Source organism: Amycolatopsis halotolerans (assembly GCF_042647905.1).
Lineage (GTDB): Bacteria > Actinomycetota > Actinomycetes > Mycobacteriales > Pseudonocardiaceae > Amycolatopsis > Amycolatopsis halotolerans.
In genome coordinates, this window is the sequence record NZ_JBHRWI010000001.1 from 138,036 (window position 1) to 154,354 (window position 16,319).

A 16,319-nucleotide genomic window follows, 5' to 3' on the forward strand; every position below is an offset into this window, starting at 1 on the left:
ACCGGGGATAACCCCGGGCGGGCCCGGAAGCCAAGTGCTTCCGGGCCCGTTTTTTGTGTGCTGGGTCAGGAGAATTCGAGCGACCGCTTCGCCAGGCCGTGCCAGAAACCGTCGATCACTGTGCGGCCTTCGCCCTCGGCCGAGCTGGCGCCGAGCGACACGAACAGCGGCGCGAAGTGCTCGATGCGCGGGTGCGCCATCGCGGCGGCGGGGGCCTTGTGCTGGAAATCGAGCAATGCGTCGAGGTCGCGGGCGCGCAGCACCTCGTCGCCCCAGTGGTCGAATTCCGCGGACCATCCCGGCGGGTTTCCGTTGACGCCGTTGACTTCCTGCATCGCGCGGAGGTTGTGGGTGAAGAATCCGCTGCCGATGATCAGCACGCCCTCGTCGCGCAGCGGAGCGAGCTTGCGGCCGAGGTCGTAGAGCGCCCGCGGGTCGAGCGAGGGCATGGAAATCTGCAGCACCGGGACGTCGGCGTCGGGGAACATCTCCACCAGCGGGACGTACGCGCCGTGGTCGAGGCCGCGGTCCGGGGCGTCGTGCACCGGGGTTTCGGTCGAATGCAGCAGCTTGCGCACCTGCGCGGCCAGCTCCGGAGCACCCGGCGCGGCGTATTTGACCTGGTAGTAGTGCTCGGGGAAGCCCCAGAAGTCGTAGACGAGCGGGACCGTCGTGGTCGCCCCGAGCGTCAGCGGAGCTTCCTCCCAGTGCGCCGAAACAACCAGGATCGCGCGAGGTTTGGCCAGGTCAGCGGACCATTCGGCGAGCTGCCGAGTCCACGTCGCGTCGTCGGCGAGCGGCGGCGCACCGTGGCTCAGGTACAGGACCGGCGTGCGGTTCGCCATGACTGCCTCCGAGTGTTTGAAAGTTCAACTACTACCGTACGCCTGGTTCGAGGACTTGGCTAATTCGTCCTCGGCGGCCTGCTGGATGCGGGAGACTCCTCTGGTGAAGTTCTTCTGCTATCACCGCGACCGCCCCGGCTCCGCCGCGTTGCGCGCCGAGCTGATCGAAGCGCATTGGTCCTATATGGACGGTTTCGAGCTGATCGCCCGCGGCCCGACCCTGGACGGCGAAACTCCGACCGGCAGCGTGCACATCGTCGACCTCCCGGACGTCGCCGCCGTCCGCGAATTCGCTTTCGCGGAACCGAATTACCAGGCCGGCGCCTACCGGGACGTCCTGATCCGCCGCTGGGACGACGTTCTCGGCCGCACCATGTGGGAATTCCCCGGTGATCCGGAGGCGGCCAACCTGTATTTGGTGCTGGGCTTGGGTTCCGGCCCCGCCGTCGACCTCGAGCCGTCCGCCACGGAGTCCTTGATCTCCTACGGCCCGCTGTGGTCCGACGACGGCACCGCCTGGCTCGGCACCGCAGCGCTGGTGCAAGCCGCCGATGCCGACGCGGCCCGCGGAATCCTTACCGCGGAGAACTATGCCGCGATCGAGGTGCACTACTGGCAACCAGGCGGCCGTTCCTGACTGTTAGCGGGCCGACCGCCACACGATTCCGCCAGCAGTCAGTGCGGAAAGTGCGAGAACCGCAGCGAAAACCGTTGTCCCAGTGGCGATTCCGAGGGCGTCACTGAGATATCCGGTGCCGACCGGCAGCAGCGCCGCCGGAAGGTAGCCGCCGAAATTGACCAAAGCATTGGCCTCGGCGCGCCTCCGCTCAGGCACGTGGGTGCTGATCAGGGTGAGCCCGCCGAGTTGGCCGAGTCCCTGCGCGGCACCCGCGAGCACAGCGGTCACGACGATGGCCGCGATCCACTGCGCGTGCACGGCGACCAGCAACGCGGCCATGCAGGCGACGCCCGCCGCCGCACCGGCGAGCAGGATGGCACGGACCTCGAGCCGCTTCGCCGCGAACTGAACCGCAGTCGCCGCGCCGAACATGACGAACGCGGTCGCCCCGGCGAGCAGGCGATTGCTGGTGCCGAGCACGCTGGCCAGCAACGCCGGTCCGAGGGAAAGCACGAACGACGTCGACGTGATCCCCGGTGCGAAAACCGCGATCCCCAGCACGACGTACTTGCGCTGCTCCCGCGGCACTGCGGGAACCCGGACCCAACCGCCCGCACCGGAATCGACCGGACGCCGCAGCGGCAACCGGATCACCACGACGGCCGCACTGAGCAGAAGCACGGCCGCAACCACAAAGATCGTCACCGTCGGCCCCGGCAGTGTCTCCGACAGCGCCCCGGCCAGCAACGGCCCGAGCCCGGCCCCGAACACCATCGCGGTAGACGCCGCGAGCGTCGAGGTCCTCGCACGTTCGCGTCCGCCGACGTCAACCACCGCCGCCATCCCCGCCGACACCGTGATGCCGACCGCGATCCCCGCCAGCAACCGCGCGACCGCCAACGCGAGCACCGACGTCGCGACCGCGAACAACCCGCAAGCGACGAGCGCGAGCAAAACCCCAGGCAGCACAACGGGTTTACGCCCGAGCCGATCCGACGCGCGCCCCGCCACGAGCAGCGCTGCCAGCAACCCGGCGATGTAGGCCGCGAAGATCACCGTGAGCGTGCCGGAGGAGAACCCGAGCCGGTGCTGCCACAGCACGTACAGCGGGGTCGGCGCGTTCGAAAGCACGAACACTGCGGTGACCGGCCAAGCGGCAAGCCAAGGACTGCCGACCCGCGAGGGTGCGACGACGGCCATGGGTCCTCCAGTACGAGATTAGTCGAACTACTCTTCGAACCTAGCAGTAGTTCGACTAATCTCGTACTGGAGTGGTTGAATGAAGACATGCGCTCGTCCTCGGTGACCGACCCGGATGCCCCGCCCGTCGAACTCCCGCCGGCCCTCCCCGAACCGGCGCGAGAAGACCTGCGGCTGGAAATCGTCCTAGGCGCACTGAGCGACCCGCTGCGGCTGACGATCGTGCGAAAACTCCTGCTGGAACGCGAGGCCTACGACCATCCGTGCGGCTGGTTCGGCTTCGACCGCCCGAAGTCGTCGCTGACTCATCACTTCAAGGCGTTGCGCGAGGCGGGCGTCCTGCGCCAGCGGCAATACGGGCTGGAACGCCGCAGCCGGGTGCGCATGGAGGACCTCAACGCACGCTTCCCCGGACTGCTGGACCTGGTCGCGGAGTGGCAGCCCGCTTCGTGACTCACTTTTGGGGAACGATCGTTCTTGACTGATCATTCCCCAAAATCCTATAGTCGAGGCATGGGCAGGCGAAGGGCGTTCGACGAGGACGAGGTGGTGCGCGCCGCCGTGGGGTTGTTCGGCGGCCGCGCGTACGACGGGGTTTCTGTCGACGACCTCGTCACCCACCTCGGCGTGCACCGCAACAGCCTCTACAAGACGTTCGGCAGCAAACGCGGCCTCTATCTGGTCGCCCTGCGCCGCCACCTCGCCGACGACCTCCGCCCACTGGCCGAAAAGCTCGCCGCGGCAACAGATTCCGCGACCGTGCTGCGATTGGTCAGTTCGGCCGACCTCGGCCTGCTCCTGCTCGCGGTGGTCGAACGAGCACCGGCCGACGAGGAGGTGGCCGCTGAAGTGACTGCGGCTCTGGCCTCGCTCGACCAGGCAATCGCCGACGCGCTCGACATCTCCACCGAACTGGCCGCCGCCCTAACGGCTGCCGCATTGGGCCTCCGCCTGCGCGGCAACCCCGACGGTGCCGCCGTCGCGCTGACTCAACACCTCGATCCCCTTAACTGACAAGGAAAACAGAAATGGCACTGGTCTCCATCGACGGCGACGACCTCGTTGTCGTGATCGAAGGTCTCGACAAGCTCTGGGCCTTCAAGAGCAGCCTGACCATCCCGCTGGACCACGTCCGCGGCGCGACCGCGGACCCCGGTATCGCCGCCGACCCCAAGGGAATCCGCGCGCCGGGCGCCCACGTGCCCGGCGTGATCACGGCGGGCACGTTCCACCTCGACGGCGAAAAGGTCTTCTGGGACGTCAAGGACCCGTCGAAGGCCGTCGTGCTCGAACTGGCCGACGAGCGCTACGCCCGCCTGGTCGTCCAGGTCGACGACCCCCGCGCGACCGTCGCGCTGGTCGAGAACGCCTTGCGGTGAGCCGATGTTCACCCACCTCACCGCCGTCGTGCTGTCGTTGGCCGGCGTGACAGCCGCCCCGGTCAGCCTCGTGCCCGCCGCCGACCGCGAGATCGTCTTCACTGTCGACGGGACGACGACGTACGGCACCCTGCACGTTCCCGCACACCACACCGGGCAACGGCTGCGCGCCGCATTGCTGTTGCCCGGCAGCGGACCGACCGACCGCGACGGCAACCAAGCGCACACGTCCCCGAACACCTTGGCGCAGGTCGCCGACGCACTCGACCACGACCGGGTCGCCACGCTGCGGTTCGACAAGTACGGCACCGGTCGCACCGGGCTCGGCGCTTATCGCGACCACCCGGAAAAACTGGACTATCCGGCGTTCGTCCGTCAGGCAAAGGCTGCCTACGAGTCATTGCGCGACCAGCCGGAGACCAACCCGCACGCGCTGACCGTCGTCGGGCACAGCGAAGGCGCGATGACCGCGCTGCTGCTCGGCGGCACCGCCCGCCCGCGCCCGACCGGTCTGGCACTGCTGCAACCGCAGGCGATCCGCCTGCTGGACCTGGTCGCGCTGCAACTACACGCCCAGATCGCCGAGGCTGTCCGCCAGGGCCAGCTCACCCCGGAACAACAGCACTCGATCGACGCGGCGATCGACGCCGCCGTCACCGCCGTGCGCGAACATCGACCGGTCGACACCACCGGCCTGCCGCCCGCCGTCGCGCAACTCTTCAAGGCCTTCCAAGGACAGAACAGCCGCTTCGTGGATAGCGACGATGCCGTCTATCCGCCGGACACCGCAGCATCCCTGCGACCGGGGACCCGGGTACTGCTGACTTGCGGCACGAACGACGCCCAAGTCCCTTGCACCACAACGGACGCCCTGACCGCCGCCCTACGCCGCGCGCACGTCAGCGGACCAGGCCGGATGCCGCTGCCCGGAGTGGATCACCTGCTGCACGACGCCGACCACCCGAGCACCCTCGCCCCAGCCGTGCTCGACGTCCTGCACCGATTCGCCCGATGCTGAGGCGAACCGGACCACGCGTCAGTCGTGGGCGAGGTCGGCGAACCGGCTGTAGTGCAGCTGGTGTGCGACCACGATCGTGCTCGTCGGGCCGGCACGGTGCTTCGCCAGGATCAGGTCCGCTTCCCCGGCTCGCGGGTCGTCGCGTTCCCAGGCGTCCGGGCGGTTGATCAGGATGACGATGTCCGCGTCCTGCTCCAGGGAGCCGGATTCACGCAGGTCCGACAGCATCGGCTTCTTGTCGGTTCGCTGTTCCGGACCACGGTTCAGCTGGGAGATCGCGATCACCGGCACCTCGATCTCCTTCGCCAGCAGCTTCAGCTGACGGGAGAACTCCGACACTTCCTGCTGCCGCGATTCGACGCGCTTGCCGGACGTCATCAGCTGCAGATAGTCGACGACCACGAGCTTCAGGTCGTGCCGCTGCTTGAGTCGGCGGGCCTTCGCCCGGATTTCCATCATCGTCATGTTCGGCGAGTCGTCGACGAACAGCGGGGCCTCGGACACCTCGCTCATCCGGCGGGCCAGCCGCGTCCAGTCGTCGTCGGACATCTTGCCGCCTCGCATGTCGGCCAGGCGGATTTTCGCCTCGGCCGACAGCATGCGCATCACGATCTCGGTGCGGCTCATTTCCAGCGAGAAGATGACGCTGGTCAGGCCGTGCTTGATGGACGCCGAGCGGACGAAGTCCAGCCCCAAAGTCGACTTGCCGACACCGGGTCGGGCCGCGACGATGATCATCTGGCCGGGGTGCAGGCCGTTGGTCAGCTCGTCGAAGTCGGCGAACCCGGTCGGGATGCCCTGGGACTGCCCGCCGCGCGAGGCGATCGCGTCGATCTCGTCCATGGTCGGCTGGAGCAGGTCCTCCAGCGCGACGTAGTCCTCGCTCGTGCGGCGTTCGGTGACGTCGTAGATCGCGGCCTGTGCGCGGTCGACGACCTCGTCGATGTTCGCGCCGTCGGCCGCGGCCGCGCCGTAGCCGTACTGGACGATGCGCGTGCCCGCTTCCACGAGGCGGCGCAGCACCGCCTTTTCGGAGACGATCTCCGCGTAGTAGCCCGCGTTGGCCGCGGTGGGCACGGTCGCGATGAGCGTGTGCAAGTACGGCGCCCCGCCGACGCGGCCGAGTTCGCCGCGCCGTTCCAGCTCGGCCGCCACGGTGATTGGGTCCGCCGGTTCGCCGCGGCCGTAGAGATCGAGGATGCAGTCGTACACGGCCTGGTGCGCGGGCCGGTAGAAATCGCCGGGGCCGAGCGCTTCGATGACGTCGGCGACCGCGTCCTTCGACAGCAGCATGCCGCCGAGCACGGACTGCTCCGCCGCGATGTCCTGCGGCGGCTGGCGGTCGAACCCGCCGGGGCCGGGGTCGCTCGGACCCGGATCGGACTCCGCGTACGCCGGACCGCGGTCATCGGTCACCGCCACTGCCCGGACACCTCCCCTCGCCCCGCCGTCGTCCCGGCTGGCCCCGTCGTCTCGCGTGCGCCTGTCCTGTGCCGAACCGCGTCCGCCCGCCGCCTCGCGCAGAGGCCAGCACAGGCGAACACCTGTTCGAGTATGCCGGAGTCGGCCCGGCTTTCCCACCCGCCCGTCCGGTTCACTTCGATGATGGACCGGGCGGTTCCCCTCGCCGGTGACCGCCACGCGGAGCCACCGGGAGTACTGGGCGCGAACGCACGCTAGGTCCCCCGGAAGGACGAGCGCAAACCCGGGTGTTGACCGTGCTGTGGATAACTTGTGGATGACTGGGGGCAACGAATCACAGGTATCCGTGAGCCTGTGGACAAAGTGGGGACAGTGCAGATCGGCTTCACTGAACCCGCAGGTCAAGCCCTGTGCAGAGACTGTGGAGAACTCCGCGAAAACTCGTTCGGCGTGTCGTGTCGAACTGGTTCTTCGGCGTGTCGCACCCGGGTTGGTCCACTGCCCTGTGGATGGTTGCTACGCACGGTAGATCACCGACCCGATGGGCTGAACGAAGGAGAATTCCCCACGTGGCCTACTCGATGACTGCGCACAGTGAGCGATCGGGCAAAAGCGCAGGTTAACCGCGTGCAAACGCGAAACCGGGCGAGGTTCACCGGCCGGACACCTCGCGGTGCCGTGCCGGGAACCCCACCCGGAGTAACGCTCGGGGTGCTCAGCCCAAGGCGCTGTGCGCCTGCCGGAGCCGTTCGGAGACCGCCTGCCTCGACCAGGGCGTGTACACGAGAATGGACTCGCGCCCCGGTCGCTCCTCCATGAGCCAGCGCCCTTCGGCGATGTCGACGAAGTTGATCGGCTTCGGAATCCGCCTGCGGGTGCCGCTCGATGTCCGGGCGGCGACGTACAACGTGCCATTGCCGATGCGCGGCGCCTGCATGATCCGCTGAATCTCCTTCAGCGGGGAGGCTTGGTGGTTCCGGCCCTGGTCGGTGACCATGATCGAACTCCGCGGTTCAGCGGAGTCGTTGGCCTTCCCGGACTCGAATTCCTTGCGGTCGACAAGCAGCGCCTGCCCAGGAGGCGTTCGCGCGGTCGGGATGATGTCGAGGAAGGTCTCGAGGAGCCGTTCCGGCCGCTGCCGGGTGACGGCGAGCGTCGGTTGCCCGCCGGCCCGGACCAGTCCGAAACCGCCGCCGTTGCCACTGCCCACCAGAGCGGAGAAGTTGGCCGGGCTGCCGTCGTCGAACTGGCCGTCGAACCAGCCGTAGTACTCGAAATGCGGATGGGAGATGGAATCGATCAGCGCGAGCAGATCGCGGTCCATCCCCCGCGGGCCCATCAGCCCGGCCTGCTGAAGCCCCGCGTTGACCTGCTCGTCCAGCTTGCGCTGGTCCTCCGGCACGTAGAACGCGGCGGTCTCGCCGATGATCTTGTGCGGCTCCGCGCCGCGTCGCCGGATCAGGTTGCACAGGGTGTAGGCAGTGAAGGAAACCGGACGGTCGAGAGTGATCACGTCGCCGAGCCTCATTCACCGATGACCGGCGGAACGGTCATCTGGTCCGAGCCGAAGATGTCGTTGCCGTCTTCTTCCAGCAGGTACTTGGTCTGGTGCTCTTCGTCTTCCTGGCCCTTGCCGCCCTTGGCTCCGCCGCCCATGCCGCCCATCCCGGACGCACCGGCCTTGCCTGCCGCGCCGCCGCCAGCGGCACCGCCGCCGCGCATTCCGCCCGCGCCCGCACCGCCGGCCTCGCCGGCCATCGCGCCGGAACCGGCACCGCCGGGGCCGAAGCCCGCCGCGCCGAATCCGCCGGGGCCGAAGCCCGCGCCGCCGGCACCGCTGCCTCCTCCGGAGCCGCCAGGCCCGAAGCCGCCTCCGCCGCCCGGGCCGAAGGTGCTCGGGCCGAAGGTGCTCGGGCTGAACTTCGACGGGTCGGTCGTAGGCGGCGTCCAGCCCGAGGTCGTCGTGCCGTCGCCAGGAGGGGTGAACTTGCCAGGCCCGCCGGGACCGCCGGGACCGCCCGGCGGGGTGTACTTGGGCGGGGTGTACTTGGGCGGGGTGTTGTTGCCGCCGCCCGGCGGGGTGAACTTCGGCGTGCCCGTCTTCGGCGGGGTGAAGCCGCCGCCGCCACCGCCCGGCCCGCCGGTGAAGCCGCCGCTGCCGCCGGGGCCGGTGCCGGGACCGCCGCCGTACTTGCCGGGGTCGGTGCCGCCGTCAGAAATGTTGTTGCCCTGCCAGACGTTGTACTGCGGCATCCCGCCGGCGTTCTGGGAACTCGAACCGTAGTACGCGGTGTAAGCCTGGACGTTCGTCTGGCTGTCCTTGTTGTACTTGTCGATCTCGTCGTCTTTGTCGCTGAACGGCTGGTGGTCGTACCACTTCATCTCGGGCGGGTTCTGGTCCAGTTTCTGGACCTTCCCGTGCACGTCGTGGAACGCGTCGACCTGGTTGGTCATGAAGGTCTGGCTCTTGCCAAGATTGTTGGCGGAGTCGTCGTGCCAGATCTTGAGCGCATTCGCGCCCGACTGGGCCGCGCCGGCGCTGTTGCCCTGCCAAGCGCTGTTCATCTTGTTGTTCAGCGCATCGATCTGCTGAGAGCGACCGGAGTGCAGCTTCTGAAGCGTGTCGGCTGCGCCCCTGCCGCCGTCGAGCGAGCCGGTGTTGCCTTTGCTGATCTTGTCGTAAATCGTGTACGCGTCGATTGACCCGCCACCGACGTTCGCTTGGACGTGTTCGGCGTGCGGTCCGCCGCTGAAGATGCTGGATGCCGCACCCACCAAGCCGCCGACTACGCCGCCGACCACTGCCCCTTCCGGCCCGAGCACGGCACCGTAGGCGGCGCCGACTACCGCACCCTTAGCGGTGTTCTTCAGGGTGCTGCCAGTGCTGTTGTCCTCATTCCCCATAATGAGAATCTTCCTTCCGGGCCTGCTAGAGCCGTGTGGCGATCAAGAAGCTGTCTTGAGGTGGTTGATCATCGCGGCGCCGATCTTGGTCAGCGGCTCGCACGGGTTGTCGTAGTTCTTGCCCTTCGTAATTCCGTCGGCGATGATGACGGCGAGCTGATCGGTGACGCCGACAACGACAGCGCACGCGCCAGTCTTGCGCGAGTCTTTCGGAGACGCGAAAACCGCGGGATAGCCACCGATCTCGGTCGGCTCGAAGTAAGCCTGGCTCGGCTTCATCGAGTAGGTGTCGGCGAGGCCGTTTTTGTTCTGCGGGATCGGCGCGAGGGTGATCCCGTTCGCCTTGAGCTCCGGGTCCGAGGACTGCCAGTCGCATCCGCGTGGCGTGATGTCGTTGAGCTTCCCGGGCGAGGCGAGACCGAGCGTTTTGGCGTCGTCGTCGCTGAGGACAGAGCACGGATCGGCGAGCAGCTTCTCAGTCGGGAGCGGTGCCGGGACTTTCGGTACGCCGTTGCCCGACGAGTTGTCGGAACTCGTCGGGCCGGGGGTGCCGGACGCGGGGGGTTCAGCAGTGCCGCCGGTCCCGCCGCTGCAGGCGGTCAGCAAGCTGAGGGCGACGACAGTGCCGGCGGCGAGCCGCGCGATGTGTTTTGGCATGTGCTGATCAGAGCCCACTCTGTGTCTGCTTCTTCATGTCTTCGGCATTGTGCAGCTCGGTAATGCTGATCTTCTTCTTCGCCGCGGTGAGCGCGTCGATGAAGTTCTGGGTGTAGGTGACCATCTTTTCGTGCTCGTCCAGCAGGCTTTGCCCGGACGGGTTGGAACCCTGGTTGACGAAGGTATGGCTGGCCACTTCGTCGGCGGGCGGTTTTACCCCGGCGATGACGATGGCGTGCGTGCGGTCCTTGACCAGGTCGCCGAGCAGGTCTTGCCACTGCTTGATGACTGAGTCGACCTCGTCCTCGGTGAACTTGTAGCCGCCGGCCTTGCCGTAGCTGCCCACCATGATCGGCGGAACTGGAGGAACCTGAGTCCCTGCGTTCGCGTTGGATGCGGGTGTTCCTTCAGGCATCTCGCTGGCCCCCTTATAACCCACGCCTCGCTCTTCCCCAGCGAGATCAGCACCTTGGATGTTAACGCACGCGAGTTGGTTCCCGCTCGGTGTTCGCAAGTTGGCCGAGTGCGCCTGACCTGGGAACCTGCGGCCGGGACGAAACGAAACCGCCCCCGGGAAAAGTCCCCGGGGGCGGTTCGCGGAAAAAGACGCGAGCGTCAGTTCGCGGCCACGGCCTTGACCTCGAGACGGAGGTCCACCTTCACGTTCGGGTGCAGGCGGGCGTTGACCGAGTGCTTGCCGACCGTCTTGATGTGGTCGCGCAGGTCGAGGACGCGCTTGTCGAGCAGCGGGCCGCCCTGGGCCTTGATCGCGTCGACGATTTCGCCGGCGGTGATCGAGCCGAACAGCTTCTTCGAGCCCGCCGCGGCCTTGCCGGTCAGCTGGATCGCGCCGAGGCCCTCGAGGGTCGCCTTGATTTCCTTGGCGTGGTCGAGGTCGCGGATGCGGCGGGATTCCTGTGCGCGCTGGATCGTGCGCACGTTCTTCTCCGCGCCCTTGCTGGCCACGATGGCGTAGCCGCGCGGCAGCAGGTAGTTGCGGGCGTATCCGTCCTTGACCTCGACGATGTCGCCGGGGCCGCCGAGGTTCGCCACGTCGGTGGTGAGAATGATCTTCGCCATGACTACGGCTCCCCTCAGCGCGCGGTGGACGTGTAGGGCAGCAGCGCCATCTCGCGCGAGTTCTTCACCGCGATGGCGATGTCGCGCTGGTGCTGGCTGCAGTTGCCGGTGACGCGACGGGCACGGATCTTGCCGCGGTCGGAGATGTACTTCCGCAGCAGGTTGGTGTCCTTGTAGTCGATGGTCTCCGGGCGGCCCTTCTTCTCGGCCTTGCAGAACACGCAGACCTTCTTCTTGGGCTTGCGAATGGGTGGCTTGGCCACTGGTGTACTCCTGGAATTCTAGAAAGAGATGAGATCAGAACGGGGGTTCGTCGGAGAAGCCTCCGCCGCCGCTGCTGGCTGCCGGGGCCGAGCCCCACGGGTCGTCGGCGGGCGCGCTGTTGCCGCCTCCGCCGCCGCGGTTGCCGCCGCCTCCGCCGCCGTTGAAGCCGCCGCCACCGCCGCCGAAGTCACCGCCGCCGCCACCGCGGCTGACCTTGTTGACCTTCGCCGTCGCGTAGCGCAGCGAGGGGCCGATCTCGTCGACCTCGAGCTCTACGACGGTGCGCTTCTCGCCTTCCTTGGTCTCGAAAGACCGCTGCTTCAGCCGCCCCTGCACCACCACGCGGGCGCCCCGCGTGAGCGACTCGGCGACGTTTTCCGCCGCCTGCCGCCAGATGTTGCAGCGCAGGAACAGCGCCTCGCCGTCCTTCCACTCGCCGCTCTGGCGGTCGAGCGTGCGCGGGGTGGACGCGACGGTGAAGTTCGCGACCGCCGCACCGGACGGGGTGAAGCGCAGCTCCGGGTCGGACGTCAGGTTCCCGACCACGGTGATGACGGTGTCTCCAGCCACGGATGGCGTCCCTTCGGATCGGGCTCGGATCAGGCCTTGGCGGGCGCGGGCTTGGCCGCGGCCTTGACCTCGCGGCGCATGACCTTGGTGCGCAGCACGGTTTCCTGCAGCGACAGCTGGCGGTCCAGTTCCTTGACGGCCTCGGACGTCGAGTTCAGGTCCAGCAGCGCGTAGATGCCCTCGGCGTTCTTCTTGATCTCGTACGCCAAGCGACGGCGGCCCCAGACGTCGACCTTCTCGACGCTTCCGCCCGAAGTGCGGATCACGTTGAGGAAGTTGTCCAGCGTGGGCGCGACCGTACGCTCGTCGAGCGTCGGGTCCAGGATGACCATTACCTCGTAATGGCGTGACATAACCACTCACCTCCTATGGGCTCGCGGTCACGGCGGATTCCGTGACAGGAGGGTTTGTCCAGGTAAGCGTACCCGGCGGGTACGACAGTCCCGTCCGGCGGGTCAGCTGACGCGGCGCAGCACCCAGGTGCGGACCAGCCCGGCGGTGACGCCGGCCAGCACGATCACCGCGAGCAGCATCGGCAGCTGGACGTCGGAGGGCCGGCCCTGGCTCGCCAGCGATTCGGCGTTGCCCGCGTTGCGGATGTCCGGGCCCTGCTGTCCCTGCGGGTCCTGTCCGGCCGAGGGCTGCTGCGGCAGCGCGCCGGAACCGGGCAGCGTGCCGTAGCGCGCGCCGGGGGCGATCGCGGTGCCGAGCACGCCGGGGTTGCCGGGGCTCGCGGTCGGGATGTTGCCGTAGTCGCGCGGCGGGGCGATCCCGGTCGAGCCCGGCTGGTAGTCGCCGAGCGGGTTGCCGCCGCCGTTCTGCGCGGGCGAGTTCCCGTTCGACTGGGCGCCGCCGTTCGACGAGGAGCTCGAGGACGACGGCGCCTGGTAGTTGTTCGCCATCGTGGTCAGCCCGCACGCGGACGCGACCCCGCTGCGGATCCCGTTCAGCACCTTGGTCTTGGTGTCCGGCAGCAGGCCGATGCCCCACTCGTTCTTCAGCGCGTCCGAGACGACCTGGCCGATCGCGTCGCCGCTGACCGTGCCGCCCGCGGCGTTCGGGATCGTGCCGACCTGCAGGTTGCCCTTGTTCGCGATGTCGTTCGCCAGCGCGTCCGGCCAGACGGTGGCCAAGCGCCAGAAGTTGACCTGGTCCTTGGCCGACTGGCGGACGATCTCCTTGACCGCCGAACCGGGCACGGCGACCGAATCACCCATGCCGCCGGTGACCGTGCCCTTGCACTGGTTCGCGAGCGTGGTCGCCGCGGACGCGGAGCCCGCGCCCAGGAACGTGCCGCCGGTGAAGAGGGCGGCGAGAGCGGTGACGGTGAGTGCTCGACGGGTTCGCTTCCAGGTGGGGAGTTTCCGCACGAGCACTATCCTCCGGGGTCCGTGGGCATGATTCGTCGCATCTGGGACAACGAGTGGACTCCGGTAAAGATACTGGCGCAGTGACAACAGCGCGGCGAAGCCGCTCGACTGAGGGTGGTGGTGGGGCGGGGCGGGCTAACTCGTAGCGGCCATTCGGCGGAGCACCCAGGTTCGGACCAGGCCCGCGCTGACTCCGGAGAGTGCCAAAACTGCCACCAGAACTGGCCAGTCCAACCCGTTCGTGTGGTTGCCGCCGGTGCCAGGCAATGCTTCGGCATTACCGGCGTTCTGGATCGTGCGGTCGCCGCCCGAGGCGCCGTCCGGGTTGGAAACGCCGTACTGCGGCGCGTAACCCGGGATCTGGCTGCCGTACCGCAGCGAGGGCGACGGGCTGAACAATCCGGCCATCGCCATCGGGATGCCGCTGTAATCGCGCATCGGCGCGTATCCGGTGCTGTAGCCGTACGACAAATTGCTGAAATTCGGCAGGAAAGCCGAGAACGGCGCGGCCCCGCCGCCGCTGTAGTCGCCGAGGACCGGGCTGTTCGAGCCCGGCATCTGGGATTGCTGCCCCGGCGAGCCGCCCTGCTGCGGGTTGCCGCCATTGCTGCCGGACGGCGGTTGCTGCGGGTTCGGGCCCGGGTTCTGCTTGCCCGGCTGGCCGCCGCTGAAGGCCTGGCCTGCCGCGGCGACGCCCTGCTGGAGCGTGTTCGTGCCGCCCGCGACCGCGCCGTTGACCGCGCTCGCGGCGGGCGCGCCGATCACCGGGACCGGCGCGACGACGGTGTTCACCACGTTCACCGTGACCTTGCAGACCGTGCCGAGGATCGCGTTGATGGTGCCGGTGAGCACGCCCGAGACCTGGCCGACGATGCCGAGGTCGATCGGGATGCCGAGCAGCGGGGTGGTCGCCTGGACGTGGTCTCCGGGATGCGCGGTGATGGTGGAACCGCAGGTCGCGGTCAGAGTGCCTGCCGACGCGGTGCCTGGTGCGGCGAGCGCGGCGGAGCCGGCCAGGACGAGAGCGGCGGCGCCCACTGCGGTTGCCCTCCGTGCCCGGTGCTGCTGCATGGCCGTCGACCCTTTCGCCGCGTCCGTTGTACCTGCCTTGCTGAGGACAACGACGGTAACGAAGACGAGTAACGCCCGCCTCCCCTCCGACGTCAGGCATTCGGGTGGAAGCGGGCGCTACTGAGAGTCAATATCAGGCGGGCTTGCGGCGCAGCCACGCGCGCACCAGCGCGGCGGCCACCATCGCGAGCGCCAGCACGGCGATCAGCAGCGGCAGCCGGGCGGGCGGGTTGGCCGCGGGCAGCGCCTCGGCGGTGCCGGACTTCTTCGCGTCGACCGTCGGCACCTGGTCCGGCTGCGGCAGTTGGCCCGGGACGACCTGGGTGACGAGCGGGGCCTGCACGAAGCTCGCCGGGAGCATCGCGGCTCCGGAGAAGATGCCGGACACCGAGTCGAGGCCGGAGAGTCCGCCGACCGAGGTCACCGGGCCGAGCGTGTCGCCGCCGGGGACGGGCTGGCCTGGGCCGCCTGGGCCGGGAGCCGGGGACGGCGGAGCTGGCGGGTGGGGCGTGGGGCCCGGCGGTGGCTTCGGTGTCGGCGGCGGGATGTTCGGCAGACCTCCGACCAGGCCCTGGGTCGCGTTGCCGACACCGTTCGCCGCGGCTTGCACCATCGGGCAAGTGTCCTTCGCGGCCGTGTCGCCAACAGCTGGGACCTCGCCGACGCCCAGCGTGCGCGCGACATCGCCGACCGGGACGTTGAGCAACGTGTTGTTGCCGTCGGTCTGCTTGGCCTTCGAATCGAGACCGATCGTGAGCCGGTTCGGCGCGTTGAGCGGAGCGCCCGCGTCGAGCGCGAGGCCGTTGCCGTTCTTGCCGTTCTGCAGGGTGGATTCGCAGTCGCCGCTCACGGTGGGGCTGGGATCCGCGGCGGCGGTGGCGGGAAAGGCGAGAACCGCGGACAGCAGCGGCGCCGCGAGCGCGACCCCCAATGCGGTCATCCGTCCAGCGCGCTTCCGCATGCCTTCCTCCCCCGATGTGCTCACTCCGAATGGATCACGGAACGCGCTCACGGTACTCCACGAGCGTCACCAACTCGGGCGGAAGGGGGAGATTCGCCCGGTAGTAGCGTCAGGGCATGCAGATTGGCGCCCATGTCCGCGACGACGATCCGCTGGCCGCCGTCGCCGAGCGAGAAGCCGACGTCGTCCAGTTCTTCCTCTCCGACCCGCAGGGGTGGAAGGCACCGAAACCGCATCCGCACGGCGAGGAGATCAAGGCCTCCCCGGTCGAGGTGTTCATCCACGCGCCGTACCTGATCAACGTCGCGTCCAAGAACAACCGGATCCGCATCCCGTCCCGCAAGAACGTCACCCAGCACGCCGACGGGGCCGCCGCGATCGGCGCGAAGGGCCTGATCGTGCACGGCGGGCACGTCGGCGCGGGCGACGACGTCGAGGAGGGCTTGGTCAACTGGCGCAAGCTTTTCGAGCGCGAGGCGGAAAAGGGCGGCTTCGCGGTGCCGATCCTGATCGAGAACACCGCGGGCGGTGACAACGCGATGACCCGCGAGCTCGACGTGATCGCCCGGCTGTGGGACAAGGTCGGCGAGTTCGGCGCGGGCTTCTGCCTCGACACCTGCCACGCCTACGCGGCGGGCTGGGATCTCGCGACCGCGGTGGAGAAGGTCAAGGCCATCACCGGCCGGATCGACCTGGTGCACTGCAACAACTCCCGCGACGAGCACGGCTCCAACCGCGACCGGCACGCGTCGGTGGTCGACGGCGACGGCACCATCGAACCGGAGCTGCTCGCCGAGGTCGTGCGCCAGGCGGGCGCGCCGGTGGTCGTCGAGACGCCGGGCGATGGCCAGGCCGCCGACATCGCTTACCTGCGCAAACAACTCGCCTGAGAAGCCGTGAAGGGAACCCTGCGGGAATCAGAGTCAATGCCAGGAACTTAAGCGTGGTTGGTCACGGTT

The 16,319-nt window shown here is 68.4% G+C and carries 20 protein-coding genes; 6 read left to right on the forward strand and 14 right to left on the reverse strand.

All coding sequences use genetic code 11. The annotated features are described in order from the left end of the window. Positions 1 to 65: 65 nt before the first annotated feature. The gene (locus tag ACFORO_RS00640; RefSeq protein WP_377872833.1) at positions 66 to 845 is read right to left on the reverse strand and encodes a dioxygenase family protein; all 780 of its coding nucleotides are present in this window, start codon (positions 843 to 845) and stop codon (positions 66 to 68) included. 103 nt (positions 846 to 948) lie between these two features. Between ACFORO_RS00640 and ACFORO_RS00645 the strand changes: the two genes are divergently transcribed. Continuing rightward, a complete protein-coding gene (locus ACFORO_RS00645) occupies positions 949 to 1,482 on the forward strand; it encodes a YciI family protein (protein ID WP_377872832.1) in 534 nt (177 codons plus the stop codon). A gap of 3 nt (positions 1,483 to 1,485) precedes the next feature. Here the strand turns inward: ACFORO_RS00645 and ACFORO_RS00650 are convergent, their stop codons facing one another. Further along, a complete protein-coding gene (locus tag ACFORO_RS00650) occupies positions 1,486 to 2,664 on the reverse strand; it encodes an MFS transporter (RefSeq protein WP_377872831.1) in 1,179 nt (392 codons plus the stop codon). Positions 2,665 to 2,751: 87 nt separating this feature from the next. Here ACFORO_RS00650 and ACFORO_RS00655 point away from each other — a divergent pair, with 87 nt between their 5' ends. The 4 genes from ACFORO_RS00655 to ACFORO_RS00670 are packed head-to-tail and all read left to right on the forward strand — an operon-like array spanning position 2,752 to position 5,061. Continuing rightward, complete coding sequence (locus tag ACFORO_RS00655; RefSeq protein WP_377872830.1) at positions 2,752 to 3,117, forward strand: ArsR/SmtB family transcription factor; 366 nt, start codon at positions 2,752 to 2,754, stop codon at positions 3,115 to 3,117. 60 nt (positions 3,118 to 3,177) lie between these two features. Continuing rightward, a complete protein-coding gene (locus ACFORO_RS00660; protein ID WP_377872829.1) occupies positions 3,178 to 3,678 on the forward strand; it encodes a TetR/AcrR family transcriptional regulator in 501 nt (166 codons plus the stop codon). A gap of 14 nt (positions 3,679 to 3,692) precedes the next feature. Further along, positions 3,693 to 4,043 (forward strand): hypothetical protein, encoded by a 351-nt coding sequence (locus ACFORO_RS00665; protein ID WP_354735803.1) that lies wholly within the window; start codon positions 3,693 to 3,695, stop codon positions 4,041 to 4,043. A gap of 4 nt (positions 4,044 to 4,047) precedes the next feature. Beyond that, the gene (locus ACFORO_RS00670; RefSeq protein WP_377872828.1) at positions 4,048 to 5,061 is read left to right on the forward strand and encodes an alpha/beta hydrolase; all 1,014 of its coding nucleotides are present in this window, start codon (positions 4,048 to 4,050) and stop codon (positions 5,059 to 5,061) included. 18 nt (positions 5,062 to 5,079) lie between these two features. On the opposite strand, the gene dnaB is transcribed toward ACFORO_RS00670, so the two are convergent. The 12 genes from dnaB to ACFORO_RS00730 form a co-directional block, all read right to left on the reverse strand. Further along, a complete protein-coding gene (gene dnaB / locus ACFORO_RS00675; RefSeq protein WP_037809085.1) occupies positions 5,080 to 6,483 on the reverse strand; it encodes a replicative DNA helicase in 1,404 nt (467 codons plus the stop codon). Between the two features lie 715 nt (positions 6,484 to 7,198). Further along, the gene (locus ACFORO_RS00680) at positions 7,199 to 7,996 is read right to left on the reverse strand and encodes an ESX secretion-associated protein EspG (protein WP_354735801.1); all 798 of its coding nucleotides are present in this window, start codon (positions 7,994 to 7,996) and stop codon (positions 7,199 to 7,201) included. An 11-nt stretch (positions 7,997 to 8,007) separates the two neighbouring features. Beyond that, entirely contained in the window at positions 8,008 to 9,387 is a 1,380-nt protein-coding gene (locus ACFORO_RS00685; RefSeq protein ID WP_377872827.1) for a hypothetical protein, read from the reverse strand. Between the two features lie 42 nt (positions 9,388 to 9,429). Next, positions 9,430 to 10,044 (reverse strand): DUF3558 domain-containing protein, encoded by a 615-nt coding sequence (locus ACFORO_RS00690; RefSeq protein ID WP_377872826.1) that lies wholly within the window; start codon positions 10,042 to 10,044, stop codon positions 9,430 to 9,432. 7 nt (positions 10,045 to 10,051) lie between these two features. After that, the gene (locus ACFORO_RS00695) at positions 10,052 to 10,483 is read right to left on the reverse strand and encodes a hypothetical protein (protein WP_377872825.1); all 432 of its coding nucleotides are present in this window, start codon (positions 10,481 to 10,483) and stop codon (positions 10,052 to 10,054) included. A 176-nt stretch (positions 10,484 to 10,659) separates the two neighbouring features. Then, on the reverse strand, positions 10,660 to 11,124 hold the full coding sequence (gene rplI / locus ACFORO_RS00700; RefSeq protein WP_009085244.1) for a 50S ribosomal protein L9: 465 nt from the start codon (positions 11,122 to 11,124) through the stop codon (positions 10,660 to 10,662). Positions 11,125 to 11,138: 14 nt separating this feature from the next. Beyond that, positions 11,139 to 11,387: a 30S ribosomal protein S18 gene (gene rpsR, locus ACFORO_RS00705; protein ID WP_009085242.1), complete on the reverse strand. Its 249-nt coding sequence runs from the start codon at positions 11,385 to 11,387 to the stop codon at positions 11,139 to 11,141. Between the two features lie 34 nt (positions 11,388 to 11,421). Beyond that, complete coding sequence (locus tag ACFORO_RS00710) at positions 11,422 to 11,958, reverse strand: single-stranded DNA-binding protein (RefSeq protein WP_377872824.1); 537 nt, start codon at positions 11,956 to 11,958, stop codon at positions 11,422 to 11,424. 29 nt (positions 11,959 to 11,987) lie between these two features. Then, entirely contained in the window at positions 11,988 to 12,311 is a 324-nt protein-coding gene (gene rpsF / locus ACFORO_RS00715; RefSeq protein ID WP_344282605.1) for a 30S ribosomal protein S6, read from the reverse strand. A 102-nt stretch (positions 12,312 to 12,413) separates the two neighbouring features. Then, positions 12,414 to 13,334 carry a hypothetical protein gene (locus ACFORO_RS00720; protein ID WP_377872823.1) on the reverse strand — a complete coding sequence of 307 codons (921 nt, stop codon included), beginning with the start codon at positions 13,332 to 13,334 and terminating at the stop codon, positions 12,414 to 12,416. Positions 13,335 to 13,463: 129 nt separating this feature from the next. Then, positions 13,464 to 14,366 (reverse strand): hypothetical protein, encoded by a 903-nt coding sequence (locus tag ACFORO_RS00725; RefSeq protein ID WP_377872822.1) that lies wholly within the window; start codon positions 14,364 to 14,366, stop codon positions 13,464 to 13,466. A gap of 166 nt (positions 14,367 to 14,532) precedes the next feature. Continuing rightward, on the reverse strand, positions 14,533 to 15,360 hold the full coding sequence (locus tag ACFORO_RS00730) for a hypothetical protein (RefSeq protein WP_377872821.1): 828 nt from the start codon (positions 15,358 to 15,360) through the stop codon (positions 14,533 to 14,535). 116 nt (positions 15,361 to 15,476) lie between these two features. On the opposite strand from ACFORO_RS00730, the gene ACFORO_RS00735 reads away from it, so the two are divergent. Further along, positions 15,477 to 16,250: a deoxyribonuclease IV gene (locus ACFORO_RS00735; RefSeq protein WP_354735785.1), complete on the forward strand. Its 774-nt coding sequence runs from the start codon at positions 15,477 to 15,479 to the stop codon at positions 16,248 to 16,250. Positions 16,251 to 16,319: the final 69 nt, after the last annotated feature.

Excerpts from the sequence above, each read along its gene's own strand:
- ACFORO_RS00640 (WP_377872833.1), bottom strand. The coding sequence starts at position 845 with ATGGCGAACCGCACGCCGGTCCTGTACCTGAGCCACGGTGCGCCGCCG.
- ACFORO_RS00650 (WP_377872831.1), bottom strand. The coding sequence starts at position 2,664 with ATGGCCGTCGTCGCACCCTCGCGGGTCGGCAGTCCTTGGCTTGCCGCT.
- ACFORO_RS00655 (WP_377872830.1), top strand. The coding sequence starts at position 2,752 with ATGCGCTCGTCCTCGGTGACCGACCCGGATGCCCCGCCCGTCGAACTC.
- ACFORO_RS00660 (WP_377872829.1), top strand. The coding sequence starts at position 3,178 with ATGGGCAGGCGAAGGGCGTTCGACGAGGACGAGGTGGTGCGCGCCGCC.
- ACFORO_RS00665 (WP_354735803.1), top strand. The coding sequence starts at position 3,693 with ATGGCACTGGTCTCCATCGACGGCGACGACCTCGTTGTCGTGATCGAA.
- ACFORO_RS00670 (WP_377872828.1), top strand. The coding sequence starts at position 4,048 with ATGTTCACCCACCTCACCGCCGTCGTGCTGTCGTTGGCCGGCGTGACA.
- ACFORO_RS00685 (WP_377872827.1), bottom strand. The coding sequence starts at position 9,387 with ATGGGGAATGAGGACAACAGCACTGGCAGCACCCTGAAGAACACCGCT.
- ACFORO_RS00690 (WP_377872826.1), bottom strand. The coding sequence starts at position 10,044 with ATGCCAAAACACATCGCGCGGCTCGCCGCCGGCACTGTCGTCGCCCTC.
- rplI (WP_009085244.1), bottom strand. The coding sequence starts at position 11,124 with ATGGCGAAGATCATTCTCACCACCGACGTGGCGAACCTCGGCGGCCCC.
- rpsF (WP_344282605.1), bottom strand. The coding sequence starts at position 12,311 with ATGTCACGCCATTACGAGGTAATGGTCATCCTGGACCCGACGCTCGAC.
- ACFORO_RS00730 (WP_377872821.1), bottom strand. The coding sequence starts at position 15,360 with ATGCGGAAGCGCGCTGGACGGATGACCGCATTGGGGGTCGCGCTCGCG.
- ACFORO_RS00735 (WP_354735785.1), top strand. The coding sequence starts at position 15,477 with ATGCAGATTGGCGCCCATGTCCGCGACGACGATCCGCTGGCCGCCGTC.